General features: G+C 65.6%; 26 protein-coding genes. 11 read left to right on the top strand and 15 right to left on the bottom strand.

Features of this window, described 5'->3' with window-relative positions:
* The first annotated feature begins 204 nt into the window (after positions 1 to 204).
* Positions 205 to 642, top strand: a complete 438-nt coding sequence (locus FHR70_RS04260) for a DUF4112 domain-containing protein (protein ID WP_183447412.1) — start codon at positions 205 to 207, stop codon at positions 640 to 642.
* Entirely contained in the window at positions 643 to 1,032 is a 390-nt protein-coding gene (locus FHR70_RS04265; protein WP_183447414.1) for a hypothetical protein, read from the top strand.
* 45 nt (positions 1,033 to 1,077) lie between these two features.
* Here FHR70_RS04265 and FHR70_RS04270 read toward each other — a convergent pair whose 3' ends face one another.
* From FHR70_RS04270 to mbfA, 9 genes are all read right to left on the bottom strand, one after another.
* Positions 1,078 to 1,887 (bottom strand): ABC transporter ATP-binding protein, encoded by an 810-nt coding sequence (locus tag FHR70_RS04270; protein WP_183447416.1) that lies wholly within the window; start codon positions 1,885 to 1,887, stop codon positions 1,078 to 1,080.
* Positions 1,880 to 2,605, bottom strand: a complete 726-nt coding sequence (locus FHR70_RS04275; RefSeq protein WP_183447418.1) for an ABC transporter permease — start codon at positions 2,603 to 2,605, stop codon at positions 1,880 to 1,882. Before FHR70_RS04275 ends, FHR70_RS04270 begins: the two co-directional genes overlap by 8 nt.
* Positions 2,605 to 3,327, bottom strand: a complete 723-nt coding sequence (locus FHR70_RS04280) for an ABC transporter permease subunit (RefSeq protein ID WP_183447420.1) — start codon at positions 3,325 to 3,327, stop codon at positions 2,605 to 2,607. Before FHR70_RS04280 ends, FHR70_RS04275 begins: the two co-directional genes overlap by 1 nt.
* A gap of 139 nt (positions 3,328 to 3,466) precedes the next feature.
* A complete protein-coding gene (locus FHR70_RS04285; protein WP_183447422.1) occupies positions 3,467 to 4,312 on the bottom strand; it encodes a lysine/arginine/ornithine ABC transporter substrate-binding protein in 846 nt (281 codons plus the stop codon).
* A 228-nt stretch (positions 4,313 to 4,540) separates the two neighbouring features.
* A complete protein-coding gene (locus tag FHR70_RS04290) occupies positions 4,541 to 5,386 on the bottom strand; it encodes a lysine/arginine/ornithine ABC transporter substrate-binding protein (protein WP_183447424.1) in 846 nt (281 codons plus the stop codon).
* A 126-nt stretch (positions 5,387 to 5,512) separates the two neighbouring features.
* The gene (locus tag FHR70_RS04295; RefSeq protein ID WP_183447425.1) at positions 5,513 to 6,211 is read right to left on the bottom strand and encodes a fumarylacetoacetate hydrolase family protein; all 699 of its coding nucleotides are present in this window, start codon (positions 6,209 to 6,211) and stop codon (positions 5,513 to 5,515) included.
* Positions 6,212 to 6,370: 159 nt separating this feature from the next.
* Entirely contained in the window at positions 6,371 to 7,195 is an 825-nt protein-coding gene (locus FHR70_RS04300; protein ID WP_183447427.1) for a DUF4142 domain-containing protein, read from the bottom strand.
* A gap of 239 nt (positions 7,196 to 7,434) precedes the next feature.
* The gene (locus FHR70_RS04305) at positions 7,435 to 8,349 is read right to left on the bottom strand and encodes a metallophosphoesterase family protein (protein WP_183448488.1); all 915 of its coding nucleotides are present in this window, start codon (positions 8,347 to 8,349) and stop codon (positions 7,435 to 7,437) included.
* Positions 8,350 to 8,403: 54 nt separating this feature from the next.
* Positions 8,404 to 9,375: an iron exporter MbfA gene (mbfA, locus tag FHR70_RS04310; RefSeq protein ID WP_183447429.1), complete on the bottom strand. Its 972-nt coding sequence runs from the start codon at positions 9,373 to 9,375 to the stop codon at positions 8,404 to 8,406.
* 332 nt (positions 9,376 to 9,707) lie between these two features.
* On the opposite strand from mbfA, the gene FHR70_RS04315 reads away from it, so the two are divergent.
* Both FHR70_RS04315 and FHR70_RS04320 read left to right on the top strand, forming a co-directional pair.
* The gene (locus FHR70_RS04315; protein WP_183447431.1) at positions 9,708 to 10,190 is read left to right on the top strand and encodes an NUDIX domain-containing protein; all 483 of its coding nucleotides are present in this window, start codon (positions 9,708 to 9,710) and stop codon (positions 10,188 to 10,190) included.
* A gap of 154 nt (positions 10,191 to 10,344) precedes the next feature.
* The gene (locus tag FHR70_RS04320) at positions 10,345 to 10,854 is read left to right on the top strand and encodes a GNAT family N-acetyltransferase (protein WP_183447433.1); all 510 of its coding nucleotides are present in this window, start codon (positions 10,345 to 10,347) and stop codon (positions 10,852 to 10,854) included.
* On the opposite strand, the gene FHR70_RS04325 is transcribed toward FHR70_RS04320, so the two are convergent.
* From FHR70_RS04325 to FHR70_RS04340, 4 genes are read right to left on the bottom strand one after another with little or no spacing between them, the layout of a single operon-like run.
* Positions 10,855 to 12,927, bottom strand: a complete 2,073-nt coding sequence (locus FHR70_RS04325) for a hypothetical protein (RefSeq protein WP_183447435.1) — start codon at positions 12,925 to 12,927, stop codon at positions 10,855 to 10,857.
* A 12-nt stretch (positions 12,928 to 12,939) separates the two neighbouring features.
* A complete protein-coding gene (locus tag FHR70_RS04330; RefSeq protein ID WP_183447437.1) occupies positions 12,940 to 15,744 on the bottom strand; it encodes a DUF4159 domain-containing protein in 2,805 nt (934 codons plus the stop codon).
* A 3-nt stretch (positions 15,745 to 15,747) separates the two neighbouring features.
* Complete coding sequence (locus FHR70_RS04335; RefSeq protein WP_183447439.1) at positions 15,748 to 16,674, bottom strand: DUF58 domain-containing protein; 927 nt, start codon at positions 16,672 to 16,674, stop codon at positions 15,748 to 15,750.
* A 10-nt stretch (positions 16,675 to 16,684) separates the two neighbouring features.
* Positions 16,685 to 17,701 (bottom strand): AAA family ATPase, encoded by a 1,017-nt coding sequence (locus FHR70_RS04340; RefSeq protein ID WP_183447441.1) that lies wholly within the window; start codon positions 17,699 to 17,701, stop codon positions 16,685 to 16,687.
* 201 nt (positions 17,702 to 17,902) lie between these two features.
* Between FHR70_RS04340 and FHR70_RS04345 the strand changes: the two genes are divergently transcribed.
* Genes FHR70_RS04345 through FHR70_RS04360 form a run of 4 tightly spaced genes read left to right on the top strand, consistent with a single transcriptional unit; the run spans position 17,903 to position 20,638 of the window.
* Positions 17,903 to 18,502, top strand: coding sequence for a DUF1285 domain-containing protein (locus FHR70_RS04345; protein WP_183447443.1), 600 nt, complete (start codon positions 17,903 to 17,905; stop codon positions 18,500 to 18,502).
* Positions 18,502 to 19,140 carry a CoA pyrophosphatase gene (locus FHR70_RS04350; RefSeq protein ID WP_183447445.1) on the top strand — a complete coding sequence of 213 codons (639 nt, stop codon included), beginning with the start codon at positions 18,502 to 18,504 and terminating at the stop codon, positions 19,138 to 19,140. Before FHR70_RS04345 ends, FHR70_RS04350 begins: the two co-directional genes overlap by 1 nt.
* Complete coding sequence (locus FHR70_RS04355) at positions 19,137 to 19,394, top strand: DUF6111 family protein (RefSeq protein WP_183447447.1); 258 nt, start codon at positions 19,137 to 19,139, stop codon at positions 19,392 to 19,394. Before FHR70_RS04350 ends, FHR70_RS04355 begins: the two co-directional genes overlap by 4 nt.
* Positions 19,394 to 20,638, top strand: coding sequence for a CCA tRNA nucleotidyltransferase (locus FHR70_RS04360; RefSeq protein WP_183447449.1), 1,245 nt, complete (start codon positions 19,394 to 19,396; stop codon positions 20,636 to 20,638). The genes FHR70_RS04355 and FHR70_RS04360 overlap by 1 nt, the downstream gene beginning before the upstream one ends.
* A gap of 760 nt (positions 20,639 to 21,398) precedes the next feature.
* Here the strand turns inward: FHR70_RS04360 and hemF are convergent.
* Entirely contained in the window at positions 21,399 to 22,295 is an 897-nt protein-coding gene (hemF, locus tag FHR70_RS04365; RefSeq protein ID WP_183447451.1) for an oxygen-dependent coproporphyrinogen oxidase, read from the bottom strand.
* A gap of 147 nt (positions 22,296 to 22,442) precedes the next feature.
* Positions 22,443 to 22,922, bottom strand: a complete 480-nt coding sequence (locus tag FHR70_RS04370; RefSeq protein ID WP_183447453.1) for a tRNA (cytidine(34)-2'-O)-methyltransferase — start codon at positions 22,920 to 22,922, stop codon at positions 22,443 to 22,445.
* 279 nt (positions 22,923 to 23,201) lie between these two features.
* Here FHR70_RS04370 and petA point away from each other — a divergent pair, with 279 nt between their 5' ends.
* From petA to FHR70_RS04385, 3 genes are read left to right on the top strand one after another with little or no spacing between them, the layout of a single operon-like run.
* Positions 23,202 to 23,765: a ubiquinol-cytochrome c reductase iron-sulfur subunit gene (gene petA / locus FHR70_RS04375; protein WP_183447455.1), complete on the top strand. Its 564-nt coding sequence runs from the start codon at positions 23,202 to 23,204 to the stop codon at positions 23,763 to 23,765.
* Positions 23,766 to 23,790: 25 nt separating this feature from the next.
* On the top strand, positions 23,791 to 25,071 hold the full coding sequence (locus FHR70_RS04380) for a cytochrome b (protein WP_183447456.1): 1,281 nt from the start codon (positions 23,791 to 23,793) through the stop codon (positions 25,069 to 25,071).
* A 23-nt stretch (positions 25,072 to 25,094) separates the two neighbouring features.
* Positions 25,095 to 25,979, top strand: a complete 885-nt coding sequence (locus FHR70_RS04385) for a cytochrome c1 (RefSeq protein WP_183447458.1) — start codon at positions 25,095 to 25,097, stop codon at positions 25,977 to 25,979.
* Positions 25,980 to 25,991: the final 12 nt, after the last annotated feature.

Below are 25,991 nucleotides of genomic sequence, written 5' to 3' on the forward strand. Positions count from 1 at the left end.
CTATCTTAGGCAACAAGACCTAAGCGGATCTAAGCCATGAGAGACAATGCATGGCTGGCAAAGCTTTGCTCTGCAAGGATTCCTATGAAAGGAAATTTTGGGTGAGTTATGAAATAACAACGGTCTGATCTTGCAGAACCTTATCCGAATTCACACATCAATGTCCGTTGAGCCGATCATCGGGATCGGCCCGCGGAGACTGGAATGAACACTGTTCGTGGTGATGTTTTCGACGCTATCAAAGCTGCCGGCCCGAGCCGGGAGGATGCGATGGCGCGCATCACGCTGGTTGCGAGACTGATGGACAGCGCCGTGCTGATCCCAGGCCTGAACCGGCGCGTCGGTCTGGACGCGATGCTCGGCCTCGTGCCGGGGATCGGCGATGCCGTCTCCGCTGCCATCGCAAGCTACATCATCTGGGAAGCCCGTCAGCTCGGTCTGCCGCGCTGGAAGATCGCGCGGATGATCGGCAACGTCGCGGTCGATACCGCCATCGGCGCAATCCCGTTCGCAGGCGACCTGTTCGACGTGTTCTTCAAGGCCAATATGCGCAACCTGCGCATCATTCACGACCATCTCGGCACCCCCAAGCGCGGCCCGAAGGAGATCGACGGGACCGCAATCCGGATCGAGGAGCGCTGAATGAGACGGCTGCTGTGGGTCCTCGCCTGGATGGCCGTGGCGATCTGGTCGCTGTTCGCCTGGGGCGCCTACGGACTTCTGGACTTCTTCGGCGGCATCGCCGCCCGCAATGCCGACATCGTCACGGGACATCCCGAGACGGTCGAATGGCTCTCCTGGGCATTGACGACTCTGAGAGGCCTGGGCCTCGGGGCCATTGTGGTCGTCTGGGGACTGGTGTCGCTCCTGATCCTGGCCGTTCCGGCCGTGTTGAGCCTGTTTCTGGGCGGCTCGCGACATGAGCAGTATGGTGGCGAATGGCGCGGTCCGCCGGTCGATGCTCGACCATCGTCGCCCCCGTTTCCACCCGCCTCGGGACAGCCCCCGATCCGGCGCATCGAAAGACGCTGAACAAAAGGGCGAAGCAGATGTTGCTTCGCCCTTCGTTTTGACTTCTCAGCGGTGGCTTGAGATGAACTGCTTGAAGCGCTCGGATTTCGGAGCGCCGAACACCTCCGCGGGTGCGCCTTCCTCCTCCACCACGCCCTTGTGCAGGAACACGACCCTGTTCGAGACGTCGCGGGCAAAGCCCATTTCGTGGGTCACCACCAGCATGGTGCGGCCCTCTTCGGCGAGCGAGCGCATGACGCGCAGCACCTCGCCGACGAGTTCCGGATCAAGCGCCGAGGTCGGCTCGTCGAAGAGCATCACCTTGGGGTGCATGGCGAGCGCCCGCGCGATGGCCGCGCGCTGCTGTTGGCCGCCGGAAAGGTGCGAGGGATATTGATTGCGCTTGTCGACGATGCCGACCTTCGCCAGCAGCTCCTCGGCTTCCGCGATGCATTCCGCCTTGGGGCGCTTCTGCACATGGACGGGTGCTTCGATGACGTTCTCCAGGATCGTCATGTGGGACCAGAGATTGAAGCTCTGGAACACCATGGCGACGCGGGAGCGGATGCGGTCGACCTGACGTTGATCGGCCGGCTCCATGCCCTTGCGGGTCTGCTTCAGGCCGATGGTCTCGCCCCCGATGCGGATCTCGCCGGAATCCGGCACTTCCAGCATGTTGATGCAGCGGAGCATGGTGGACTTGCCGGAGCCGGAAGCGCCGAGGATCGAAATCACGTCGCCTTCCCGGGCGCTGAGCGACACGCCTTTGAGGACTTCGAGCGATCCGAAGCTCTTGCGGAGATTCTGCACGGAGACGGCCGGGGCCACCTCAGAAGACGCAAGGTGAGACGACAAGGATGCAACTCCGTTAGACATGGGCGGCCTCCAGGCGCGGCTCCACGGCCGGTGGGCGGCGCAGGTGAGGCGAGAGCCACCATTCGATGGCCATGATGATGCGAGTGATGATGAAGTTCAGAACGAGATAGATCAGGCCGGCGACAACGAAGACCTCGACCGCGCGGAAGCTCTGCGAGATCAGTTTGGCCGCGAGGCCGGTCACTTCCATCATGGTGATGATCGAGGCGAGCGACGTCGCCTTCACCATCAGGATGATCTCGCTGCCATAGGCCGGAAGAGCCTGGCGGACCGCGATGGGAAACACGATGCGGCGGAAGAGCAGGAAGCCCGACATGCCGCAAGCCCGTGCCGCCTCGACCTGATTGTGGGGAACCGACTGAAGTCCGCCGCGGATGATCTCGCTGGCGTAAGCCGCGGTGTTAAGCGTCAGCGCGAAGACTGCGCACCAGTACGGCTCGCGGAAGAAGGTCCACAGGCCCCATTCCTGCAAGGTGGGGCGGAACTGCCCGAGGCCGTAATAGATCAGGAAGATCTGCACGAGCAGCGGCGTTCCGCGGAACACGAAGACATAGGCCTGTGCCGGCCAGTCGAGCACCTTGAGACCCGACATGCGCATGAGCGCCAGCAGCATGGCGAGAACGGCGCCGAGGCCCACGGCCATGAAGGCGAGGTTCAGGGTCAGCGGCACGCCGCCGATGAGCGTCAGGAAGCTATCCCGCATGAAGGCGAAATCCATCAGGAAGCCCTCCGCATGCCACGCATCGAGTGGGTCTCCGCGCGCTGGAACAGGTAGGTCGAAACCCAGGTGATGAGCAGGTAAAGCACGGCGGCCGTAAGGTAGAAGTCGAACGGACGGCGGGTGGAGCCGGCTGCGATATGCGACTGCCGCAGCAGCTCGACGAGGCCGGTGACCGAGATGAGCGCGGATTCCTTCAGGACCAGCTGCCATGTGTTGCCGAGGCCCGGAATGGCATAGCGCAGCACCTGCGGGGCGATGATGCGGCGGAACATGAGCCAGCGATGCATGCCCACCGAGCGTGCTGCCTCAATCTCGCCGCGGCTCACCACCTGATAAGCGCCGCGGAAGACCTCGGCCTGATAGGCGCCCGATATGATGCCGATGGCGAGCGCCCCGGTGACGAAGGCTGGCACGCCGATGAATCCGTCGGCGCCGAAGAGGCTGCCGATGGCGCCCAGGGCCGCGCTACCGCCGAAATAGAACAGGTATATCACGAGAAGATCGGGAATGCCGCGCAGGACGGTGGTGTACCCGTCCGCGAGGCTGCGGATCACGAGATTGCCGCCGATCTTGCCCCAGGCCACCAGGGTTCCGACGACGGAGCCCGTAAGAAAGCCGCAGATGGCGACCGCAATCGTCATTGCCGCTGCAGTGAGGAGAGCCCATCCCCATCCATTGGGACCAAACCCGACGAGCTCGAAATAGCTCAGTTGCTGCACGCGTCTAAACTTTCTTGAATATGTCTCCCCTCTGTGGAAGGCAGCGGGCGAGACGGCATCGGTAACATCCGGCCTTGAGCCGGATCATATCCCGGGTCCGCACTACAGGACCCGGGACTGCACTTCCGGCACGCCGTTGTCAGACTTGCGGGGTCGCGTCAATCTTGAACCACTTCTCGGACAGCTTCTTGATCGTGCCGTCCTTGATCGCAGCCTGGATCGCCTCGTCGAAGCTCTTCTTGAGCTCCGTGTCGTCCTTGCGCATGCCCACGGCGACGCCGCGACCCAGCAGGCCGCCGCGCATGCCTGTGCCGGCGATGACCATGTCCTTGAACTCGGGCTTCTCCTGCGTGGCCTTCAGGGCGCCGTGGCCGGCAAAGATGGCGTCGATACGCCCGGCGGTCAGGTCGAGATCGTGCTGCTCCGTGGTCTTGTACTCGCGGATTTCGATCGTGTCCTTCAGGTAGGTTTCCAGGAACTGCGAGTTCACGGTCGAGCCCTGCACGCCGACGGTCTTGCCCTTCAGCAGCGGCTTCCAGGCCTCGATCGCCTTTTTCGCGCCCTCAGGGTCCTTCTCGAAGCTCACCGTGGTGCCGGTCCCTGCCAGCTTGGCGAGCGGGGAATCCTTCATCACGCCAAAGCCATGCGGAGTGGCCGCATAGGGGAGCGAGAAGTTGATCACTTCCAGACGCTTGTCGGTGATGTTCATGCCGGCCATGATGGCGTCGTACTTCTTGGCATTCAACGCCGGAATGATGCCGTCCCAATCCTGAGCCACGATCTCGCACTTCACCTTCATGCGCGCGCACAGGTCATTGGCGAGGTCTATCTCGAAGCCTTCGAGCTTGCCGCCTGCGCCGGTGAAGTTCCAGGGAGCATAGGCGCCCTCGGTGGCGATCTTGACCGTCTTCTCCTGAGCGGCCGCTCCGCCCATGGCGAGTGTCGTGGCGAGTAGGCCGAGACCCAAAGTCTTGAACAGTTTCATTGTCTTCCCTCTGGTCAGTTTCGACTGATCCGGTTTTCGGGTGGAAGGCGGCTCCCTCGAGCCAGGCCTCCCATCCTGCGTGTCAGAGCTAACATTCAAAAGCCAAGCCGGTGCAAGCCCTAAACATGTTGAATAAGGCAGCCAAGCTGGCAATTTCGGTGGCAGATGGCGCGCATCCATACAAAAAAGCGCGGCCGGAGCCGCGCTTTCGAAGAAAGGCGTCAGAGATCAGACGCGGGGGGTCGTGTCGATCTTGAACCACTTCTCGGACAGCTTCTTGATCGTGCCGTCCTTGATCGCAGCCTGGATCGCCTCGTCGAAGCTCTTCTTGAGCTCGGTCTCGCCCTTGCGCAGGCCGACGCCGACGCCGGCACCGAGCAGGCCGCCGGTGATGGACGGGCCGGCCAGGGTGTAGTCCTTGAACTCAGGCTTCTCGAGGGTGCCGATGATGGCCGTCGCGTCCGCGAGAACGGCGTCGATGCGGCCGGCAGCCAGATCGAGATCGTGCTGCTCGGTGGTCTTGTACTCACGCACCTCAGCCGTGCCCTTCAGGTACTTGTCGGCGAAGTTGGAGTGAATGGTCGAGGTCTGAACGCCGACGGTCTTGCCCTTCAGGAGCGGCTTGTAGGCCTCGATGGCCTTCTCGGCTGCGGCCTGCTGGGTGCTCAGGTTGAAGGCCTCCCCCTTGCCGGGCATCTTGGCCAGCGGCGAGTTCTTCGCCACGAGGAAACCGTTCGGGGAGTTGGCGTAAGGACCAGCGAAATCGATGGTCTTCTTGCGCTCTTCCGTAATGCTCATGCCGGCCATGACGGCGTCGTACTTCTTCGCCTGAAGGGCCGGAATGATGCCGTCCCAATCCTGAGCCACGATCTCGCACTTCACCTTCATGCGCGCGCACAGGTCATTGGCGAGGTCTATCTCGAAGCCTTCGAGCTTGCCGCCTGCGCCGGTGAAGTTCCAGGGAGCATAGGCGCCTTCGGTGGCGATCTTGACCGTCTTCTCCTGGGCGGCCGCTCCACCCATGGCGAGAGCGGAACCCAGAAGAGCCAAACCCACAGTCTTAACGATATTCATTGTCGTTCCCTTGTTCGTGGGCTTCGGGTTTGAGCCGAAGCCATACTCATCCGCAGCCCGTCCGGGCCACGCCGTGACGCAGTAACGGCCAAAGTTGCATAAAACGCAAGAGGTAGCCCGCCGGGCTTACACAACCCGCAGCCGGATCTCGCCCAGGCCTTCGACGGCGCCGATCATGGTCTGCCCTTGCGTGACCGCCCCCACGCCATCCGGGGTGCCGGAGAAGATCACGTCACCGGGGGCAAGCTCGAAATAGGTCGAGAGATAGGCGATCTGCTCGGCCACCGACCAGATCATGTCCGACAGATCGGCCTTCTGCTTGATGGTGCCGGCGACTTCCAGAGAAATGGCACCGTTCGCCGGGTGGCCGACAGCCGAGGCCGGATGGATCGGCCCAACCGGGCCGGACAGGTCCGCAGACTTGCCGAGCTCCCAGGGACGTCGGAGCTGCTTGGCCTCGTCCTGCAGATCGCGGCGGGTCATGTCGAGGCCGACCGCATAGCCGAAAACATGGTCGAGGGCTTGGCTGACGGGAATGTCCCGGCCGCCCTTGGCCAACGCCACCACCATCTCGATCTCGAAGTGATAGTTGCCGGTCTTGGGCGGGTAGGGGTGATCGACGGTTGCGCCTTCCGCGACGGGCTGCAGGGCATCGGCGGGCTTCATGAAGAAGAATGGGGGCTCGCGGGTCGGGTCACCACCCATCTCGCGGGCATGGGCGGCATAGTTGCGGCCGACGCAATAGACGCGGCGAACCGGGAACAGGTCTTTGGTGCCGGCAACCGGAAGAGCGGGTATCGAAGGCGCGGGAATGACGTAGGCCATGGGGGCTCGCGTTAGGTGAGGTGAGACAGGATCCCTTCCTACACTCTGCGGCTCGCATCACAAGCCGGGAAAAAGGTCCAATCCTTCCTCGGGCTTCCTCCATAAGAACGCGGCGGGTCCAATGGACCCGCCGCACTGTAAGGTCAGGCTGGAAGCCGGTTAGCGGCGACGGGCGGTCGCTCCCGGGAGGCGGCGAGCATCCTGAAGGTGATGCTCGATGTGCGGGACCACCGAGGCCGCGAACTGGCGCAGCGACGGATCGTTGCCGGCCTGGGCATAGCTCGAATGCAGGGCGAGAGCTTCCTGATGGCCCATGCGCTGTGCCTGTCCGTAGAGGCGGTCGAATTGCGGGCCGGAGGTCGAGGCGAGCTGGTTCAGCATGGCCATCTTCTCTGGCGGAAGCTGAACGCCGAGCTGGATCGGGGTCACGGAGCCCGTCGCCTGGACGTCGGCCGCACCACCGGCCGCTGCACCGGTGGTCGCGCCAACGCCCGCACCGACTGCGGCGCCAACCGGGCCGCCCACCAGGGCACCGACGCCAGCACCGGCCAGGGCACCGGTCGCCGTTCCGCCAGCCGTACCGGGGGAGCCGCTCGACGCAGCACCGGCTGTCGCGCCTGCCGTTGCGCCGATGCCGGCGCCGACGGCCGCACCCACGGGGCCGCCGACCAGCGCACCGATGCCCGCGCCGGCGAGGGTGCCGCTCAGCGAACCGCCGATGAACTGACCGTTGGCGCTATAAACCGGACGGCCGCCATTGAGGGCCTGGCTCGTCATGGAGTGATCCTGGATCATCTGCTGGGCATAGCGACGGACCGTAGGATTGCGGGAGCGCTCGAGGGCGAGCTGGCTCGTGGCAATCTCGAAGGCATCCGATTGCGCCGCCATCATGCGATAGCTCTGGCTGCCCATGACCATCTGGGCGGAGGCCGGGGCGGCCGAAACGGATGCGAACAATGCCGCGAGGGCAACGTACTTCTTCATGAGATGAACTCCTGTTTTCTCGGGTCGCAGAACACCGTGCGCAGCCCGACAGGCTTGCGAAGTTCATGGGTGGCTGCTGCACCCCTTCAACGGAGAGCGATCTGAGCGGTTCCAGGAAAGTGACTGGATTGTGCGAAGAAAATCCGGTGCGAATACTGAAGCTTAGCTTTATCTATGCTCATTGGAGCATGCCGCTTAACTTGTGTTAGCTGGAGCCTGCCGAGAATCGGGCTCTCGGCCTATCTCTCCTCATGCGGCTGACGAATGCGGGCGAGGGACAGCATGCCTAAGCCGCCGACCGTGCCGTCGGGCCTCAAGCCCCGTCGTTCCGCCGTCAGGAGAAAGCCGGTTTCATCCCGACCGATGGTGAAGAGATGATAGCCGGCCGTATGGGTGAGCGTGCCGCCGCGGGCCGAAGCCGAGGGAGCGCCGATCACGGGGATCGGGCCGCGCGGGCCATCGAGATGCGCCAGCGATCCCACATGGTTGTGGCCATGGAGCACGAGCTCCGCGCCCGCCCGGCAGAGCATCTTCTCGAAGCGCTTGGCATCGGTCAGATTACGCCCGGCCTCCGCCCCGCCCACATGCGGTGGGTGATGGATGAGGACGATCCGGAAGCAGCCCGGATCCTGACCCAGCTCCTTGAGGATCTCCTCGGTGGCTTTCATCTGCCTGGAGCCGACCCGGCCCGATGCCACGAAGGGAAGCGTCGGGATGGCCGATGACAGCCCGATGAGCGCAATCGAGCCGTAGCGGCGCAGGTAAGGAAAACCTCCCTCGCGACCGTCATCGCCCCGCGTCCACGGGGCGATTTCCCTCAAGAGCCCTTCCAGGGAGCCGCGGACATAGGCGTCGTGATTGCCCGGCACGAAGGTGACGCGGGATGGGTCGCCGAGCTCCTCGAGAAACACCCGGGATGTCTTCCACTCTTCCGGCAGGCCGATGTTGCAGGTGTCGCCCGTGCAGGTGATGTGGTCGGGCTTCTGGGCATGGATGTCGGCCACCAGCGCGGCCAGAAGTTCCATATCGTGCATGTCCTGCCGGCTGCGGTGCCAGTTGTACCAGCCGGTCAGGCGCTTGCTCAAAAGCTGCTTCAGGCGCGGCCGGGGCAGGGGGCCCACATGGGGGTCGGTCAGGTGAGCGATGCGGAACATGGCGGCCGGGTTCATGCGGGTGGACACGAGAACTCGCGCGGCCGCCCCGCCCCGTCAAGCGCTGCCGATGAAGATACCGGCCAGAAGCACCAGCACGCCGCCGACGATCACCTGATAGGTGGCGCTCCAGAACGGCGTCTCCATGTACTTCGTCCGGATCCAGGAGATCGCAACGAGCTCCACCGCCACCACGAGGGCCGCGATGCTGGTGGCCAGGATGAAGGCGTTGGGCCAGGAATCCGGCACCAGATAAGGCAGGGTGTGGCCAAGGCCGCCGGCCGCCGTCATGAGGCCGCAGACGAGGCCGCGCAGCCAGGGCGAGCCGCGTCCCGTGATCTCGCCGTCGTCCGACAGGGCTTCCGTCAGTCCCATGCTGATGCCGGCGCCGACCGATGCTGCCAGCCCTACCAGAAAGGTCTCCCAGTTGTTCTGGGTGGCGAAGGCCGCGGCGAAGAGCGGGGCAAGCGTCGAGACGGAACCGTCGATGAGGCCGGCGAGGCCCGGCTGCACATATTGCAGCACGAAGAGACGGCGGCGGGCATGCTCCTCGGCGGCCTGCGCATTCTCGGTCAGATGGGCGGCATGAAGCTCGCCGGCCCTGCGCTCGTGCCCGCGCTCGATCTCCGCCAGCTTGGTGAAGAGTTCCCTTAAGGAGACGTCCAGACTCTGCTGGGCGGCCTTCTCGTAGAAGCTCGCAGCCTGCAGCTCCATGACCTCCGCCTCGCGGCGCATCCGGTCGAGATCGAGATGGGCGCTCCACCAGACCGCGCGGCGCTTCAGGAAGCCGCGCACATCCTCCCGGCGGATGGGAGGCAGATGCTCGCCGAAACGGGAGCGGTAGAAGCCGTAGAGGGAGTTGCGGTGCTCGCGCTCTTCCTCGGCCATGCCGTCGAAGATCTCGGCCGAGGCGGGAAAATCAGGCCGAAGGCGATCCGCAAAATGCTGGTAGATCCGCGAGTCTTCCTCTTCGCTCGCGATGGCGAGCGCGACGACTTCGCGTTCGGAAAGTTCGGACAGGGACTTCATAGGGGCTCCAATTTAGAAATATTCTAAAATAGAGCCGCGCCGTAGCCAAGCCCCTGTCAGAGACGGGGATTGTCTGAACTCAGTACTGGGCGCCCGGGATCAGGGTCGAGTAGATCGTGCGGTCCTCGAGGTTGAGGGCGGGCGACCAGGAAAAGCGGGCGGAGCGGTTCAGACGCGAGAGGATGAAAGCGAGAAACATTGGAACACCTTTGGTTGCCGCTGTCTTAGACCTTCGTAGTATGCGGGTCACGCGCCATTTTGAGGTCACTGCTATGCGTTTCATGAATGACTACATTCATCCTCCGGTAATCTTGTTATGATCGCATGGTCCGATGTCTGACTCCCCGCCGTCACGGAAAGCCTCACGCCTCCTGTCCCTGGGGCTGCACACCTATTGGCGCTTCTCGCGAGGCATGACCCTGGGGGTGCGGGGCGTCGTCCTCGACCGGGAGAACCGTGTCTTCCTCATCCGGCACACCTATGTGCCCGGCTGGCATCTGCCGGGCGGAGGCGTGGAGACCGACGAGACGGCCTTGGAGGCGCTCGACCGCGAGCTGCGCGAGGAAGGCTGCATCGCCATGGACGAGCCTCCCTCTCTGTTCGGTGTGTTCTTCAACAACCGGGTGTCCCGGCGCGATCACGTGCTGGTCTATGTGATCCGCCGCTTCACGATGCTGCAGACCAAGCAGCCCGACCGGGAGATCGCGGAGGCGGGGTTCTTCCCCATCGACAATCTGCCCGAGGAGACCACGTCGGCCACCCGCAACCGCCTGGCGGAGATCCTCGACGGCCAGCCTCCCTCGCCGCATTGGTGAAGAGCGTTTGCGCCGCGTTCCCGACGCTGCTATGGCCTAGTGAACAGAGGAAACGCCGAGCCCCATGAGCATCACCCGGATTCTGCGACGACGACACGGCTGACATCCATCAAGCCACCCTATTCTTTTCGTCTCTCGCGCCCTGAGTCCGTTCATGACCGAGCTCTCGCTCCAGATCCGCACCGAGCAACCCATCGATTCCGAGGCCATCGAGCGCCTGCATGAGCGCGCCTTCGGCCCGGGCCGCTTCGCCCGCACCGCCTCGCGCCTGAGGGAAGGGGCGTCCCATCTGCTCGACCTGTCCTTCACCGCCATGGTCGGCACGCTGCTCGTCGGCTCGGTGCGCCTGACGCCGGTCATGGCCGGCAACGAGCCTGCGCTTGTGCTCGGACCGCTGACGGTGGAGCCGGCCTTCGAGAGCCGCGGCATCGGGGCTGCCCTCATGCGCCGGTCGCTCGACGCCGCCAAGGCCAAGGGACACACCCTGGTGCTGCTGGTGGGCGATGAGCCCTATTACAGCCGCTTCGGCTTCAAGCGCATCCCACCCCAGCACCTGCAGCTACCCGGCCCGGTCAATCCGGGGCGGTTCCTGGCGCTGGAGCTGGAGGAGGGGGCGCTCGCCCGAGCGAAGGGGCTGGTGAGCACCCTCCCAGCATCTGAATGATCAGGCGCGCCGCCGTCCCTCGATCAGCCAGGCGGCGAGGGTCGAGCCGATCAGCAGCACCAACCCGATGAAGCCCAGCGCCATCGGGAAGACCGAGACGCCGCGCAAGATGGCGCTGTCGCTCGGTTTGATGCCGATCCAGTCGCCGCCGGCAAAGCGGGAGCCCGAATGCACCGCGATGATGCGGGGCAGGGTGATGCTCTGGTCGCCCTCCATGGCCACGCGCCGGACCGATCCGCCCGTCGCCTGGGCTATGGGTGCGAGAGCCTCGGTGTTGCTGAACACGTCCATCAACTCGCGCGGATTGGCCGGCCCGATGCTGACGAAGGCGATGAGGTCGCCCGAGCGCACCGTGTGGAGCCCGAGTTCGCGGCTCGCCACCTGGGCGGTGAACAGGCCGGGGCGCGACTCGGTGAGAGCCACGCTGCTCTCCTGGCCGCTTGGCGCGACGAGGGTCACCGGGTCGGCCGTCTCCGCCATGGTCTGGCGCTCGATGCGGATGTCGCGTCCCTGCGCACTCGCCCGCAGGGCCTCCTCCTCCAGAGCCGGTTCCTTCATGAGCCAGTGGGCGAGACGGCGCAGGAGGTCGAGATGCGGCCCGCCTTCCTGATAGCCGCGGGCCCAGAGCCAGGCATGGTCGGAGAGCAGGAGCGCCACACGGCCCTTGTCCTCCCGGCGTAGTACCAGGAGAGGCAGGTCGTTGGCGCCCGACATGAGTGTGTCGCCTGACTGCACCTGCGAGCCGATGATGCGCAGCCACTCGCCCCAGGCGGGCGGCGACTGCTCCGATCCCGGCAGGTCGCGGGTGACCGGGTGGCGGTCGCCGGTATCGGTGATCTCGGCCTTGTAGGGCTGCTCGATGATGCTGCCGTTGGGCTGGCCTGGAATGATCGGCGAAAGCCGCGTCTGCGCGAGGCTGCCATAGCTGGCGAATTCCGGTCCCGCTGCCACGAGGATCGCGCCACCCTCGCGCACATAGCGCACGATGTTCTCGAAATAGCTCGACGGCAGGATGCTCTGGTTCGCGTAACGGTCGAAGATGATCAGGTCGAATTCCTTGATCTTCTGCTGGAACAGCTCGCGGGTCGGGAAGGCGATCAGCGACAGCTCGTTGATCGGGGTCCCATCCTGCTTCTCCGGCGGGCGCAAAATCGTGAAGTGCACGAGGTCTACATTGGCATCCGACTTCAGCAGGTTGCGCCAGGTGCGCTCGCCTGCATGGGGCTCGCCGGAGACCAGGAGCACGCGCAGCTTCTCGCGGATGCCCTCGATCGGAATGACCGCCCGGTTGTTAGCCTGCGTCAGCTCGTTGGGCAGGCCCTCCACTTCGAGCTCGACCACGTTGGTGCCGCCATGCTCGATGCGCACGTCGAGGGAGAAGGGCGTGTCAGAACGCACCTGCTGGCGCGTGAGCACCTGTCCGTCCCGACGCACCGTCACGAGGGCCGATCCGGTGCCGCCGCGCTCCATGATCTGGGCGCGGATGGTCTGGTCCTTGCCGACGATGCCGAAGCGCGGGGCCTCCAGGAGTTTGATCTGCCGGTCGCGCTCGTCGGGCCGGCCCGTGATCAGCGCGTGAAGCGGCGCCCTGAACCCGAGCCCTTCCACGGAAGGCGGAATGTCGTGCACGACGCCGTCGGTTACGAAGATGACGCCGGCAAGCCGGTCCGGCGGCACGTCGGCAAGGCCGTTGGAGAGCGCCGCGAACAGGCGCGTGCCGTCGTCGCCGCTGCCGTCATCGGCCTCGATGAAGCGCGGATCGACATCGGCCAGCGAGCCGAACCGGCGCTCCAACTCGGCGCGCACCTGATCGGTCATGGGAGAACGGTCGCCCAGTGTCTGCGAGGTGGAGCGGTCGATGACCACCGCCACGATGTCCTTCACCTTCTCCCGGTCCTCCTGCACCAGCGCCGGGTTGGCGAGCGCGAGCAGAACCAGCCCGAGCGCGACGGCACGAAGGATCGCCACGGGACCGCGCGTGACGAGCGCCAGGATCGCCAGAAGAGCGACGACCGCGCCAAGAGCCCAGAGCGCGTAGTCAGGGATAAGGGGCGAGAAGCTGACCGAAAGCAAAAGACCTCCCCCTTACTGCCCGAGGCGTTCGAGCAGGGCCGGCACGTGCACCTGGTCGGCCTTGTAGTTGCCGGTGAGCGCATACATGACGATGTTGACGCCGCTGCGATACGAGAACTCCCGCTGACGCTGGTCGCTGCCGACGACGGGATAGAGCCACTCGCCCCGCTGGCCCACGGCCCAGGCGGCCGCGAGATCATTCGACGTGATGATGATGGGTGAGACGCCGTCGCCCGAGCGGGCCGGCCGGTTGGCCTCGCCTTCCGCCTGAGGCGGCAGGGCCTCGACCCAGGTCTGACCCGTGGCGTAGCGGCCGGGGAAGCTGTCGAGGATGTAGAAGGTCTTGGTGAGCACGTGATCGACCGGTACGGGCTCGATTTCCGGAATGTCGAGGCCCGCGAGCAGGCGGCGCAGATACTGCCCCTCTGCGGTCGGCGCGCCGTCGAGGCGATTGCCGAAGGCATCGCGCGTGTCGAAGATCACGGTGCCGCCGCCTTTCATGAAGGCGTCGAGACGCCGGATCGCCGCTTCCGACGGGATGGGCCTGCTCGCCACGATCGGCCAGTAGATCAGGGGGTAGAACGCCACCTCGTCCCGCGACAGGTCGATGCCGATGGGCTCGCCCGGCGACAGGGCGGTGCGCTGGCTCAGCACCTGCGTCAGCCCGGTCAGGCCTGCCTTGCTGGTCTCGTCCACCTGCGAGTCGCCCGTAATCACATAGGCGAGCCGCGTCACGAGGGCGGGGCTGGAGCTTTCCATCGTCATCGACGACCGGCGCTCCTGTGCGCTTGCGTCGGACACGGGGTTGAGCAGCCACGTGGAGCCCAGGACGATGGCCGCCGCGGCGCCGGCTTTCCTCAAACGGCCGGAGAGGTTCGAGAGGTGACCGCCGAGCCAGAGCGACGCGATGGTATCGACCACGAGCAGCAGCAGGGCCAGCATGAAGAGCGGCATGCGCAGATCGATGGTCTGGGCTCCGGCCAGTGGGGCGATCCGGGCGTTGAGCGGCGCGAAGTTCAGCGGGGCCAGCCGGTCGCCCGGCAGCAGTGCGTTGACGGCAAGGCTCGAATCCACCGGACCGTAGAAGCCGGGCGGGTGTTCGCCTGTCGCCCGCTCGGCGTAGTTGCGCGTCACGGCACGGGCATTGGCCGGCGGCGAGATGTAGATGCCATAGCCATCAAGGGTCAGACGGGGCGCCACGGTCTCGTTCTCCGCATTGCGCGCCTCCGCATTGATGTCGTTCGGAGCGCCGGCCAGAGCGGTGGTCCGGCGCAGCATATCGACGAAGAGGCCGGACAGGGGCAGGTTCGACCAGGTGGTGTCCGCCGTCACGTGGAAGAGCACGATCATCCCGTCGCCGCGCTTGTCGGCTGTCACGATGGGCGTACCGTCGGCGAGCGACGCCCAGGTCTTGGCCGGCAGATCGCCGTCGGGTTCCGCGAGGATCTGGCGCCGGATGCCGATTTCCTCCGGCACGGCGAGGCCGAAGAACGGGCTCTCGCGGGTGAAGGGCGCGAAGGTCTTGGGGGTATCCCACGACAGCGTGCCGCCAAGGCTGCGCCCGCCGCGGCGCAGGCGCACCGGCACGAGCTCATCGTTGCCGGCGGATAGCCGCGAGCCGGCAAAGCGCAGCAGCATGCCGCCCTGTTCCACGAAGGCCGTGACCTTGCCGAGCGTCTCGCGGTCGAGCCCGCCCACGTCGGCCAGAACCAGCACGGAGACCTGCTCGTCGATGAGCTGGTTCACCGCATCGGCCACGCCGCCGCGTCCCATGCGGATCTCCGAGTAAGGCGCGAGCGCACGCTCGATGTAATAGAGCGGCGAGAGGAGGGGCTGCGCCTGATCCGAGGTGCCGCCGAACACGAGGCCGACGCGCCGGCGCTTGCCACGCTCGTCGAGCAGGTGGACGGCGCCGGCCGAGCCTTCTCCCAGGATCTCGACGCGGGCGATGGCATTGCGAATTTCTGTCGGCAGATCGAAGGGGACGGAGGTCTCCGTGGCATTGGCCTCGAAGGAGAAGCGCATGTCGGCGAGCGGCAGGCTCTTGAGGTCGAGAGCGCGAATGGTGCCGGTATCGCGTCCGTTCGGCTCAGGTCGTACGAGCCTGACATTCAGCTGGCCGCTGGCATTCTCCACGCCGGCAACCGCAAGGGCCGGAGCGCGCTCCGCTTTCAGAACGGTGATCCGCTGACCGTCCGCCATGGGCGCCAAACCATTGATGAAGCCTTGCCCGTCAACGCCCGCGACCCCGTCGCTGATCCAGATGATATTGGCGTCCGGCGTCGATTCCATGAAACGCCGGATGGATTCGAGATGCACTTGGCGGTTCTGCAGGTGCGGCAGGGGCTTCAAGGAGCGCAGGCGCTCGAGCGCTGCGGCGGGGCTCGCGGGCTCGATGGCGGCAGGCGTCTCGGCCGTTGCCACGAGAGCGACCGTGCGCCCGTCACGTCCCGCCGCCTCGATGCGCTCGGACGCCAGATTCATGCGGTCGCGCCAGTCGTGAGCCGCACTGAATCCGTTGTCGAGCACGATCAGGAGGGGCGAGCGGCTGCTGTCCTCGGCCAGGGGATTCCAGATCGGCCCGGAAGCCGCAAGGATCAGAAAGGCGGCGAGCAGCAGCCGCAGGAGCAGCAGCCACCAGGGCGTGCGCGCCGGCATTTCCTGCTCGGGGCGCAGGTCCGCCATGATCCTGAGCGGCGGGAAATCCACGCGCTTCGGCTGTGGCGGCGTGATGCGCAGGAGCAACCAGATCGCCGGCAGCGCGGCAAGCGCCGTGAGAACCAGGGGAACGGTGAAGGTGAGAGGCAGGCCCAGCATCGCTCAGCGACCTCCCACACCAATGCCGCGGGAGGTCGCCACCAGCGTCATGAGACGAAGCGCCGCTTCGCTCGCCGGCCGGTCGGTCCGGTGGATGGTCAATGTCCAGCCGCGGCGACGCGCCAGTTCCTGCAACTCCGCCCGATGCTGCTCGAGCCTCAAGCGATAGGCCTTGCCCCAGGCGGTGGCGTCGCCGATCCGCAGCGACAGGCCATCCTCCAGATCGTGCAGAACCGCCTGTCCCTGGAACGGGAAGGTCTCCTCCACGGGATCGACGATCATCACCAGATGTCCGCGCGCCCCGCGGGACGAGATGCCCTCGACCATGGTGGCGATGTCGCGCGCAGGCGAGAGGAAATCGCTGATCAGGATCGCCTCGTGCTGCGGCGCCACAGCGGCCTGCGGCGGCAGGTCCTCTTCGAGGGAGGCGCGGTCCGCCACCAGGGTCTGGGCCATGGTCTCGGCAATGCGCCGGGTCGCCCGCGGCGACATCAGTCCCAGCATGCCCACGCGCTCGCCGCCCTCGACGAAGCAGCTGGCCAGAGCCATGCCGAGCACGATGGCGCGCTCGATCTTGGACGCCTGAGCGAGGTCCGAGGCATAGCCCATGGAAGCGGACCGGTCGATCCAGAACCAGACGGTCTGGGCCGTTTCCCATTCGCGCTCGCGGACATAGAGGCGGTCGTCGCGGCCCGAGCGGCGCCAGTCGATCCGCTGCGCAGCCTCGCCGGCCACGAAGGGGCGGAACTGCCAGAAGGTCTCGCCGATGCCGGCGCGGCGGCGGCCGTGAATGCCGTGGGCGAGGTTGGCCGCGACACGCCGGGCTTCGAGCACAAGGCGCGGCATCCGGTGAGCGAGGGAAAGCGCGCTCTCCGTCTCTTGGCGGCCCGGCGAGCGGGCGCTTTCGGGGAGGACCCGGACACGGGCCATGGTGATGATCCTAGCCTGCCAGCCGCGCGGTGAGCCGGCCGATGACGCTGCCGATCGTGTCCCCGTCCGCACGGGCCGAGAAGGTGAGCGCCATGCGGTGCTTGAGCACCGGTTCGGCCAGCGCCACCACGTCGGCCAGCGAGGGAGCCACGCGGCCCTCGATGAGCGCACGGGCGCGCACGGCCAGCATCAGGGCCTGGCTGGCGCGGGGGCCTGGGCCCCACAGGATCTTGTCGCTGACGCCCTCGATCCGCTCCGCTTCCGGGCGGGCCGAGCGCACGAGATCGAGGATCGCCTCGACGACGCTCTCGCCCACCGGCAGCCGGCGGACGAGGCGCTGGGCGTTCATGAGTGCTTCCGCGTTCATGACGGCCGTGGGCTTGTGATCCTCGGCGCCCGTCGTCTCGATCAGGATGCGCCGCTCGGCCTCGCGGCTCGGATAGCCGACATCGATCTCCAACAGGAAGCGGTCGAGCTGGGCCTCGGGGAGGGGATAGGTGCCCTCCTGTTCGATGGGGTTCTGCGTCGCCAGCACGTGGAAGGGCTGGGGCAGGTCGTGCCGCTCGCCGCCCACGGACACGTGATGCTCCTGCATGGCCTGCAGCAGGGCGGATTGGGTGCGGGGGCTGGCGCGGTTGATCTCGTCGGCCATGAGGAGCTGCGCGAAGACGGGACCCTTCACGAAGCGGAAGGAACGACGCCGGTCGGCGCCCTCGTCGAGGATCTCGGACCCCAGGATGTCGGAGGGCATCAGGTCCGGGGTGAACTGGATGCGGCGGGCGTCGAGCCCGAGCACGGTGCCCAGCGTATCCACAAGCTTCGTCTTCGCGAGGCCTGGAACGCCCACAAGCAGTCCATGGCCGCCGGCGAGCAGGGTGATCAGGGTGAGGTCCACCACGTCTTCCTGGCCGAAGATGACCGTGTGAATGGCATCACGGGCACGGCCGACAGTCTCAAGCGTCGCCTCCGCGTTGCGGATGATCGCGTCGTCCAAGGCGGTGGGCGCTTGAGCAATGCTGGCCGTCATGAGGTTCGTCTCCCTCTCATACGCATGTGCCCCCGGTAGCTAGTCTGCCTTTGATCCTAGTCGAGTGGCAAGGGTCGATGCGCCGCAGCGTTGAACCCATGTGGAGTGGACGAGACAGCAGAGGACTCTATGCTCTAGGAAGTAACAATTGCCAGCCGTTCGTCGATCCCGAAAAATGAAAATCCTGTTCACGCTTGCGTCATGACCGATCCTTCGTCCCTCACACCCGGAAGCGCCCTGGCCCGCCTGACAGAGGCCCTCGGGTCCGATTCAAAGCGCAAAGGCCCGCCGCCCGTCGAGCGCTGGAACCCGGCCTATTGCGGCGAGATCGACATGCGCATCGCGGCCGACGGCACGTGGCATTACATGGGCTCGCCCATCAACCGGCCCGCCCTCGTGAAGCTGTTTTCCACGGTTTTGCGCAAGGATCCGGAGCGCTACGTGCTCGTCACGCCGGTCGAGCGGGTCGGGATTACCGTGGAGGATGCGCCTTTCCTGGCCGTCGAGATGGCCGTGGAGGGTGAGGGGGAAGGCCGGCAGATCGCCTTCCGCACCAATGTGGACGATCTCGTGCAGGTCGGGCCGGATCATCCTGTCCGCTTCGAGCGGGACGCACATGGCGGCGTGAAGCCTTACGTCAAAGTCCGAGGGGATTTGTGGGCTCTTGTCACGCGAAGCCTGGCCCTCGATCTGGTTGCCATGAGCGAAGAAAAAACCATCGATGGGGCGGCGACCTTCGGCCTCGCCGCAGGCGGCACCTTCTTTCCCATCGCTCCCGCGTCCGAACTGGACATCGCTTGATGCGCCTTGCTCCCCATGACGCGCCGGACTTCCTGACTCTGGCGACTGAGCGGCTGCGGCCTGAACCGCCCCATGCGGAGGAGGCCCTGGCGAATCCGCGCGGCGATCACAGCCTCGACGACGTGCCGCTGGTTTACCCTCTGTCGCCGAAGCCTGCCGCCGTCCTGGTGCCGGTGGTCATGCGCGATGAGCCGATGCTCCTGCTCACCGAGCGCGCCGCGCATCTGCGCCAGCATTCGGGACAGATCGCCTTTCCGGGCGGCCGGGTCGATGCGACGGACGCTTCGGTCCTGGAGGCGGCTTGCCGCGAGGCCATGGAGGAGATCGGCCTCGACAACCGCTTCATCAGCCCGCTCGGCTACCTCGACGCCTACCTGTCCACGACGAATTATCTCGTCATGCCGGTGGTGGCCCGGGTCTCGCCCTCCTACACGCTTGCCATCAATCACGAGGAGGTGGCCGATGCCTTCGAGGTGCCGCTCAGCTTCCTGATGGATCCCGCGCGCCACGAGCTCCATTCCCGCGAGTGGAAGGGCAGGCTGCGCCGCTACTATGCAATGCCCTATCAGGGACGCTACATCTGGGGCGTGACGGCGGGCATCATCCGCAATCTTTACGAGAGGCTCTATATTTCATGACGCGGGCGGTCGTTCAGGGTCTGGTGCTGTTCCTGCTGCCCTTCGTCCTCTTTGGTGCATATCTTGTGATCCGTCGCCGCAATCCTTTGCTCTGGTCGCACTGGAGCAGTCAGTCCGTCTGGCTCACGATTGCAGGCTTGAGTTTCGTTGTCATTTCGCTGATCGCGACAGCGCTGCTGGACGAGCGCCAGACGGGCACCTATGTGCCGACGCATATCGAGAACGGGCGACTTGTCCCGGGACATTTCCAGTGATGCAAAGCCTTGATCGACACGCGCTGACGAGCCTGCTCCAGCGCCCGCAACTGCGCCGCCTCCTCGACGTGTACAACGGTGAGGGCGAGGAGACCCGCGTCGTGGGTGGGGCCGTGCGCAATGCCCTGCTCGGACGGCCCGTGACCGAAGTCGACTGCACCACGACCATGCTGCCCGATGCCATCATGGAACGGGCGAAGCGGGCCGGGTTCAAGGCGGTGCCCACAGGCATCGAGCACGGCACGATCACGGTGATCGTCGACGGCGAGCCCTTCGAGATCACCACCCTGCGCGAGGATGTGGAAACGGACGGGCGCTATGCGGTGGTCCATTTCGGTCGCGATTTCATCCGCGATGCCATGCGGCGGGATTTCACCATCAACGCCCTGTCCCTCGGCCTCGACGGGCAAGTCCATGATTACACCGGCGGCGAGGCGGATCTTGCCGCCCGGCGGGTGCGCTTCATCGGCGAGGCGCGGACCCGCATCCGCGAGGATTACTTGAGGATCATGCGGTTCTTCCGCTTCCACGCGGAATATGCGCAAGGCGATCCCGACGCCGAGGGACTGGCAGCCTCCGGGGCCGAGCGGCAGGGGCTGGCGATCCTCTCGAAGGAGCGGATCCGGCACGAACTTCTGAAGCTTCTCGTGGCGAAACGGGCCGGGGAGACGATCCGCACCCTGGCCGATCACGGCTTTCTCACCGGCCTGCTCGGCGGCGTGGCAGAGTTCGGGCGCTTCGACCGCGTGGCGGCCTATGACACGGACAATCCTGTTCCGATCTGGCGTCTGGCGGCACTGGCCGTGCTGGTGGAGGAGGATGCGGAGCGCCTGCGGGAGCAGCTTCGGCTGTCCAATGACGAGCACAGGAAGCTTGCCGCCTATGCCGGGCTTCTCAACCTCCTGAAGACCCGGGCACTGCCGCTCGATGCCGGGGCCATCCGCCGCCTGGTGGCGGATCATGAGCCTGAGGCTCTCGGCGTTGTTCTCGCGGCAACAGCCGGAGAGCCGTCTCCGGTGGTCCATGAGGAGGCGCGTGAGGCGCTTGCGCGCTACCGCAGCGGCGCCGAGCCCGTGCCGGTTTTCCCCCTGCGCGGGGCCGATCTCATCGAGGGCGGTGTGCCGAAGGGGCCGAAGATCGGCGAAATGCTCGCCCGTGCCCGACAGGCTTGGCTGGCGGAGGGCTGCCGGACGGATGAGACTTCCGCCAGGGACCTGCTCAGGTGCGTGCTGGAGCAGGCTTAGGCCCCCGTATCTCCGGCCGGGAATGACACTCTCTCCTTACATCCCCGGGCTCGTCCCGGGATTCCCGTCTCTGCTGTCCATCTCTCCAGCCTCATCCTGAGGAGCAGCCGTGAGGCTGCGTCTCGAAGGAGCGTCCAGAGGGCACTGGACCCTCCTTCAGGACGGTGCCGCCCCTCCTCAGGATAAGGGAAGAGGGAGGGTAGCAGTCATGTTCTTCTTTTGTTCTTGACTTCTGTCCTAAGCTGGGCTATATGATGGTTCATCCTCGTCCACAGAGGGGCGCGCTCGCGAGGCGTCGCAGATGCGGGACGGGGCGCGGTCCCGCCGCAGGTCTCGCACGCCTGTGATCGCGGGTGGCCGATCCTGGCGCAGATCCAGGTCCGCTGAAACAAACCGCGCGTGACGAGCAGGTCCGGCTCTTCACTTCTCACCACACATCGAGCCGGGCTGCCCAGCACGCCTCCCTCGACTGACCTGACGGCTCGCAGCCCACCCGCTGCGGGCCTGAAGGCGCTGGTTCTTTGACAGGCTATCACACACGTCATCCCGGGGCTGCGCAGCAGAGCCCGGGATCCATCACTGCTGACGGTGCAGACAGAGGTGCAACGCGGCTCGCCTTTTCTTGAAACGCCGTGGTTCTGGATCCCCGCCTGCGCGGGGAGGACAGCGGGGAGGATCCAGCGCTCCGTCCTGCACCCGATCCAGCTACTCCTTCACCCATTCCCGGATGAGGTGGTGCGCGATCGCGATCAGGGCCGGCTCAGGGCCAGCGCACCGTCGGCGGCATGGAGGACAGGATCGACGCGATGTTGCCGCCGGTCTTCAGGCCGAAGATCGTGCCCCGGTCGTAGAGCAGGTTGAACTCCACATAACGCCCGCGCCGGACCTGCTGCTCGATGCGGTCCTGCTCCGTCCAGGGCTTGCTGACGTTGCGGCGGACGATCTCGGGATAGACCTTGAGGAAGGCCTCGCCCACGTTGCGGGTGAAGGAGAAGTCCTCGTCCGGGTTCCCGGTCCAGTGGTAATCGTAGAAGATGCCGCCGATGCCGCGCGGTTCGTTGCGGTGCTTCAGGAAGAAGTACTCGTCGCACCACTTTCTATACTTGTCATAGGACCCCTCCGGCGCGTGGGTGCCGCAGGCCGCCTCCATGGCCTCGTGGAAGAGCACCGTATCCGGATCCTCCTGCGTGCGCCGCCGGTCGAGGACCGGCGTGAGATCCGCCCCGCCGCCGAACCAGGGCTTCGTGGTCACCACGAAGCGGGTGTTCATGTGAACGGTCGGCACGTTCGGATTCCAGGGATGGGCGATGAGCGAGATGCCGCCGGCCCAGAAGCGCGGGTCCTGATCCGAGCCGGGGATCTGGCCCCGGAATTCCGGCGCGAACTCGCCGTGAACGGTCGAGACGTGGACGCCCACCTTCTCGAACACGCGCCCCTTCATCATGGACATGACGCCCCCGCCACCGGGCGTGCCGCTGTGATCCATGCGCTCCCAGGGGGTGCGCACGAACCGACCGGGCTCGGAAGCCTCCGGGGGGAGGGGGCTTGTCACCTCGTCCTCCAGGGCCTCGAAGGCGGCGCAGATCCGGTCGCGCAGCAGCGCGAACCAGACGGGAGCCTCAGCCTGCAGGCGCTCGACGGCAGCTTGGTCGGTCATGGCAGTCCTGTCTTTCAAATCATAAGAAGGCCTCATCCTGAGGAGGATTGCGCCAGCAATTCGTCTCGAAGGAGGATCCAGAGAGCACTGGATCCTCCTTCGAGACGCCGCTGCGCGGCTCCTCAGGATGGGGTTGGTGTTTTACTTTCACGGGTTGATCGTGTCCGGCTGAGGAAACGAACGGGTCTGCCTCAAGGACTCGCCCAGGATCATGGCGGCGGTCACGGCCACGTTGAGGGAGCGCATCCCGGGCTGCATGGGGATCAGGATCCGTGCATCGGCCGCGGCATGAACCTCCTCCGGCACGCCGGCGGATTCCCGGCCGACCAGGACGACGTCGTCGGGCCTGTACGTGAAATCCGCATAGGGGATCGCCCCCTTGGTGGTGGCAAGGACGAGACGTCCCCCGGCCTCCTGCCGCCATGCCTCGAAGGCGCGCCAGGAGATGTGACGGGTGATCGTGACGTGCTGGATGTAGTCCATTCCGGAGCGGCGCAGGTTCCGGTCGGAGACGTCGAAGGCCGCAGGTTCGATGATCTCCACCGGCACGCCGAGGCAGGCTGCCAGGCGCAGCATGGTGCCGGTGTTCTGCGGGATGTCCGGCTGGTAGATGGCAAGACGGGGCATGGCTTCGTCATCGTGGCAATGTGCCCCGCCGTCAAGGGAGCGTCCAAGGAGGCGCCTGAGGAAGCGCCTCGCGGCTCCCGGGTCGGCGGCATTTTGAGGCACAGGCTGGAACAACTCCAATCCGGCTATGGACAGGCGGGCTTGACCGTGCCAAAGAGCCACCGCGCGGCGACTCCCAGTCGCATTGCGCGCGTATTGTCGTGTTCCATATCGGGACGCGTGAGCCGAATGCCAGGGTTACCAAGGCATTGCCGATACGCGGTTCTCGTTTTTTGACCAATGCTGGAGAGCCAAGTGGCCGAGACCACCACTCATGTCGCTGAGCCGACACGGCGCGATTTCCTCTACATCGCCACAGGCGCAGCCGCCGCGATCGGCGGAGCCACCCTGGTATGGCCGTTTGTCCAGTCCCTGGCGCCCGACGCGGCGACGGTGGCTGCCGGCGCCCCCGTCGAAGTCGACTTGGCTCCGATCGCCGAAGGCCAGATCGTCAAGGTGTTCTGGCGCGGCAAGCTGATCTTCATCCGGCACCGCACGCCGGAAGAGATCAAGGCCGCCGAGGATGTGAACGTCGCCTCCCTCCGCGACCCTCAGCCCGACTCGGCCCGCGTGAAGGACGGCAAGGCCCAGTGGCTCGTTGTCTACGGCAACTGCACTCATCTTGGCTGCGTCCCGCTGGGGCAGCAGGGCGAGTATCACGGCTGGTTCTGCCCCTGCCACGGCTCGGTGTTCGACACCTCGGGCCGCGTCCGCGGCGGTCCGGCGCCGATCAATCTGCCGATCCCGCCCTATGCCTTCGCGTCCGACACGAAGGTCATCATCGGCCAAGAAGCCACGGCGTAACCTAAGCGACGATCAGGCGATACACATGAGCCAGCATTCCACAACTTACGTTCCCAAGAGCGCCTTCGGTCAGTGGTTCGAGAGCCGCCTGCCGATCGCGGGTCTCATCCACTCCTCCTTCATCGCCTTCCCGGTGCCGCGGAACCTGACCTATTTCTGGACCTTCGGCGCCATCCTGGCCTTCATGCTCGTCGCGCAGATCGTGACCGGCGTGTTCCTGGCCATGTACTACACGCCGAACGCCGGCATGGCCTTCCAGTCCGTCGAGCACATCATGCGCGACGTGCAATACGGCTGGCTGATCCGCTACCTGCACGCCAACGGCGCATCGATGTTCTTCGTCGCCGTCTACATCCATATCTTCCGGAACTTCTACTACGGCTCCTACAAGGCGCCTCGTGAGGTTCTCTACATCCTCGGCGTGATCATCTTCCTGCTGATGATGGCCACCGCCTTCATGGGCTACGTGCTTCCCTGGGGCCAGATGAGCTTCTGGGGCGCTACCGTGATCACCAACCTGTTCTCGGCGATCCCGCTCGTCGGCGAGACCATCGTGAGCTACCTCTGGGGCGGCTATTCGGTGGGCAACCCGACGCTCAACCGCTTCTTCTCCCTGCACTACCTGCTGCCCTTCATGATCGCCGGCGTCGTCGCCCTGCACATCTGGGCGCTTCACGTGCCGGGCCAGAACAACCCGACCGGTATCCCGATCAAGTCGGGCAAGGACGCGGTTCCGTTCACCCCCTATGCCACGATCAAGGACATCTTCGCCGTCGTCGTGTTCCTGATTTTCTTCGCCTACTGGGTTTTCTACATGCCGAACTATCTCGGCCATGCGGACAACTACATCCCGGCGAACCCGGCCGTGACACCCGCACATATCGTGCCGGAATGGTACTTCCTGCCGTTCTACGCGATTCTGCGCGCCATTCCCGACAAGCTCGGCGGCGTCATCGCTATGGGCGCGGCCATCGTGATCTGGTGCTTCATGCCCTGGCTCGATACCTCGAAGGTGCGCTCCACCGCCTATCGTCCGCTCTACAAGCAGTTCTTCTGGGTCTTCGTGGGCGTCTGCCTCGTGCTCGGCTGGCTCGGCTCCCGTCCGGCCGAAGGCTGGTACGTGATCGCCTCCCAGATCTGCACGGTCTACTACTTCGCCCACTTCCTGATCGTCCTTCCGGTGCTCGGCTTCGTCGAGCGTCCGCTGCCGCTGCCGAATTCGATCCTCGAATCCGTCATGGGCGTGCAGAAGGGCGGGGCTGGCATGCCGGCCGGCGCCAATGCCGAACCGCAGTCCAAGGGCTGAACCGGAGCGTTGAGGAAAAGATCATGATGAAGCGTACCCTTCTCATCGCTGCGGCCGTGCTCGGCCTCTCCGCTCCGGCCTTCGCTGCCGGCGAGACCCCGGTCCCGCCGCAGCTCAAGTGGAGCTTCCAGGGGCCGTTCGGCACCTTCGACCGGGCTCAGGTCCAGCGCGGCTTCAAGGTCTACCGGGAGGTCTGCGCCTCCTGCCACAGCCTGAACTACGTCGCGTTCCGCAACCTCTCGCAGCCGGGCGGCCCGGAATTCTCCGAGGCTCAGGTCCGCGCCCTTGCAGCCGAGTACAAGATCCAGGACGGCCCGAACGAGGCCGGCGACATGTTCGAGCGTGCCGGCCGCCCGGCCGACCGCTTCCCGTCGCCGTTCCCGAACGAGAACGCGGCGGCTTCCGCCAACGGCGGCAAGGCTCCGCCGGACCTGTCCCTGATGGCCAAGGCCCGCACCTACGAGCGCGGTTTCCCCTGGTGGATCACGGACGTCTTCCGTCAGTATTCCGAGAACGGCGCGGATTACCTTGTGGCGCTGCTCAACGGCTACCACGAGGCTCCGCAGGGCTTCACGGTGCCTGAGGGCGGTCACTACAATGAGTATTACCCGGGCCACGTGATCGCGATGCCGAAGCCGCTCAGCGACGGTCAGGTCGAGTATCCGAAGAACGAGGCCGGCCAGCCTCAGGCTCCGGAGACGGTCGACCAGTATGCCCGCGACGTGACGGCGTTCCTCACCTGGACGGCGGAGCCGCACCTTGAAGCCCGCAAGCGCCTCGGCTTCCAGGTCATCCTGTTCCTGATCGTGCTCGCAGGCCTGCTCTACTTCACCAAGAAGAAGATCTGGGCCCGGGTGGGCGGCGAGGTCGAAGGCCACGCCACGCCTCCGATGACGCACAATCCGTAAGGATCGAGATCA

The organism is Microvirga lupini, from assembly GCF_014191055.1.
GTDB classification, from domain to species: domain Bacteria; phylum Pseudomonadota; class Alphaproteobacteria; order Rhizobiales; family Beijerinckiaceae; genus Microvirga; species Microvirga lupini_A.

Excerpts from the sequence above, each read along its gene's own strand:
- FHR70_RS04315 (WP_183447431.1), top strand. The coding sequence starts at position 9,708 with ATGTCTGACTCCCCGCCGTCACGGAAAGCCTCACGCCTCCTGTCCCTG.
- FHR70_RS04270 (WP_183447416.1), bottom strand. The coding sequence starts at position 1,887 with ATGTCTAACGGAGTTGCATCCTTGTCGTCTCACCTTGCGTCTTCTGAG.
- FHR70_RS04370 (WP_183447453.1), bottom strand. The coding sequence starts at position 22,922 with ATGCCCCGTCTTGCCATCTACCAGCCGGACATCCCGCAGAACACCGGC.
- FHR70_RS04330 (WP_183447437.1), bottom strand. The coding sequence starts at position 15,744 with ATGCTGGGCCTGCCTCTCACCTTCACCGTTCCCCTGGTTCTCACGGCG.
- FHR70_RS04265 (WP_183447414.1), top strand. The coding sequence starts at position 643 with ATGAGACGGCTGCTGTGGGTCCTCGCCTGGATGGCCGTGGCGATCTGG.
- FHR70_RS04340 (WP_183447441.1), bottom strand. The coding sequence starts at position 17,701 with ATGACGGCCAGCATTGCTCAAGCGCCCACCGCCTTGGACGACGCGATC.
- FHR70_RS04350 (WP_183447445.1), top strand. The coding sequence starts at position 18,502 with ATGCGCCTTGCTCCCCATGACGCGCCGGACTTCCTGACTCTGGCGACT.
- FHR70_RS04300 (WP_183447427.1), bottom strand. The coding sequence starts at position 7,195 with ATGAAGAAGTACGTTGCCCTCGCGGCATTGTTCGCATCCGTTTCGGCC.
- FHR70_RS04320 (WP_183447433.1), top strand. The coding sequence starts at position 10,345 with ATGACCGAGCTCTCGCTCCAGATCCGCACCGAGCAACCCATCGATTCC.
- hemF (WP_183447451.1), bottom strand. The coding sequence starts at position 22,295 with ATGACCGACCAAGCTGCCGTCGAGCGCCTGCAGGCTGAGGCTCCCGTC.
- mbfA (WP_183447429.1), bottom strand. The coding sequence starts at position 9,375 with ATGAAGTCCCTGTCCGAACTTTCCGAACGCGAAGTCGTCGCGCTCGCC.
- FHR70_RS04360 (WP_183447449.1), top strand. The coding sequence starts at position 19,394 with ATGCAAAGCCTTGATCGACACGCGCTGACGAGCCTGCTCCAGCGCCCG.
- FHR70_RS04380 (WP_183447456.1), top strand. The coding sequence starts at position 23,791 with ATGAGCCAGCATTCCACAACTTACGTTCCCAAGAGCGCCTTCGGTCAG.
- FHR70_RS04285 (WP_183447422.1), bottom strand. The coding sequence starts at position 4,312 with ATGAAACTGTTCAAGACTTTGGGTCTCGGCCTACTCGCCACGACACTC.
- FHR70_RS04260 (WP_183447412.1), top strand. The coding sequence starts at position 205 with ATGAACACTGTTCGTGGTGATGTTTTCGACGCTATCAAAGCTGCCGGC.
- FHR70_RS04305 (WP_183448488.1), bottom strand. The coding sequence starts at position 8,349 with ATGTTCCGCATCGCTCACCTGACCGACCCCCATGTGGGCCCCCTGCCC.
- petA (WP_183447455.1), top strand. The coding sequence starts at position 23,202 with ATGCTGGAGAGCCAAGTGGCCGAGACCACCACTCATGTCGCTGAGCCG.
- FHR70_RS04275 (WP_183447418.1), bottom strand. The coding sequence starts at position 2,605 with ATGGATTTCGCCTTCATGCGGGATAGCTTCCTGACGCTCATCGGCGGC.
- FHR70_RS04385 (WP_183447458.1), top strand. The coding sequence starts at position 25,095 with ATGATGAAGCGTACCCTTCTCATCGCTGCGGCCGTGCTCGGCCTCTCC.
- FHR70_RS04290 (WP_183447424.1), bottom strand. The coding sequence starts at position 5,386 with ATGAATATCGTTAAGACTGTGGGTTTGGCTCTTCTGGGTTCCGCTCTC.
- FHR70_RS04345 (WP_183447443.1), top strand. The coding sequence starts at position 17,903 with ATGACCGATCCTTCGTCCCTCACACCCGGAAGCGCCCTGGCCCGCCTG.
- FHR70_RS04295 (WP_183447425.1), bottom strand. The coding sequence starts at position 6,211 with ATGGCCTACGTCATTCCCGCGCCTTCGATACCCGCTCTTCCGGTTGCC.
- FHR70_RS04355 (WP_183447447.1), top strand. The coding sequence starts at position 19,137 with ATGACGCGGGCGGTCGTTCAGGGTCTGGTGCTGTTCCTGCTGCCCTTC.
- FHR70_RS04335 (WP_183447439.1), bottom strand. The coding sequence starts at position 16,674 with ATGGCCCGTGTCCGGGTCCTCCCCGAAAGCGCCCGCTCGCCGGGCCGC.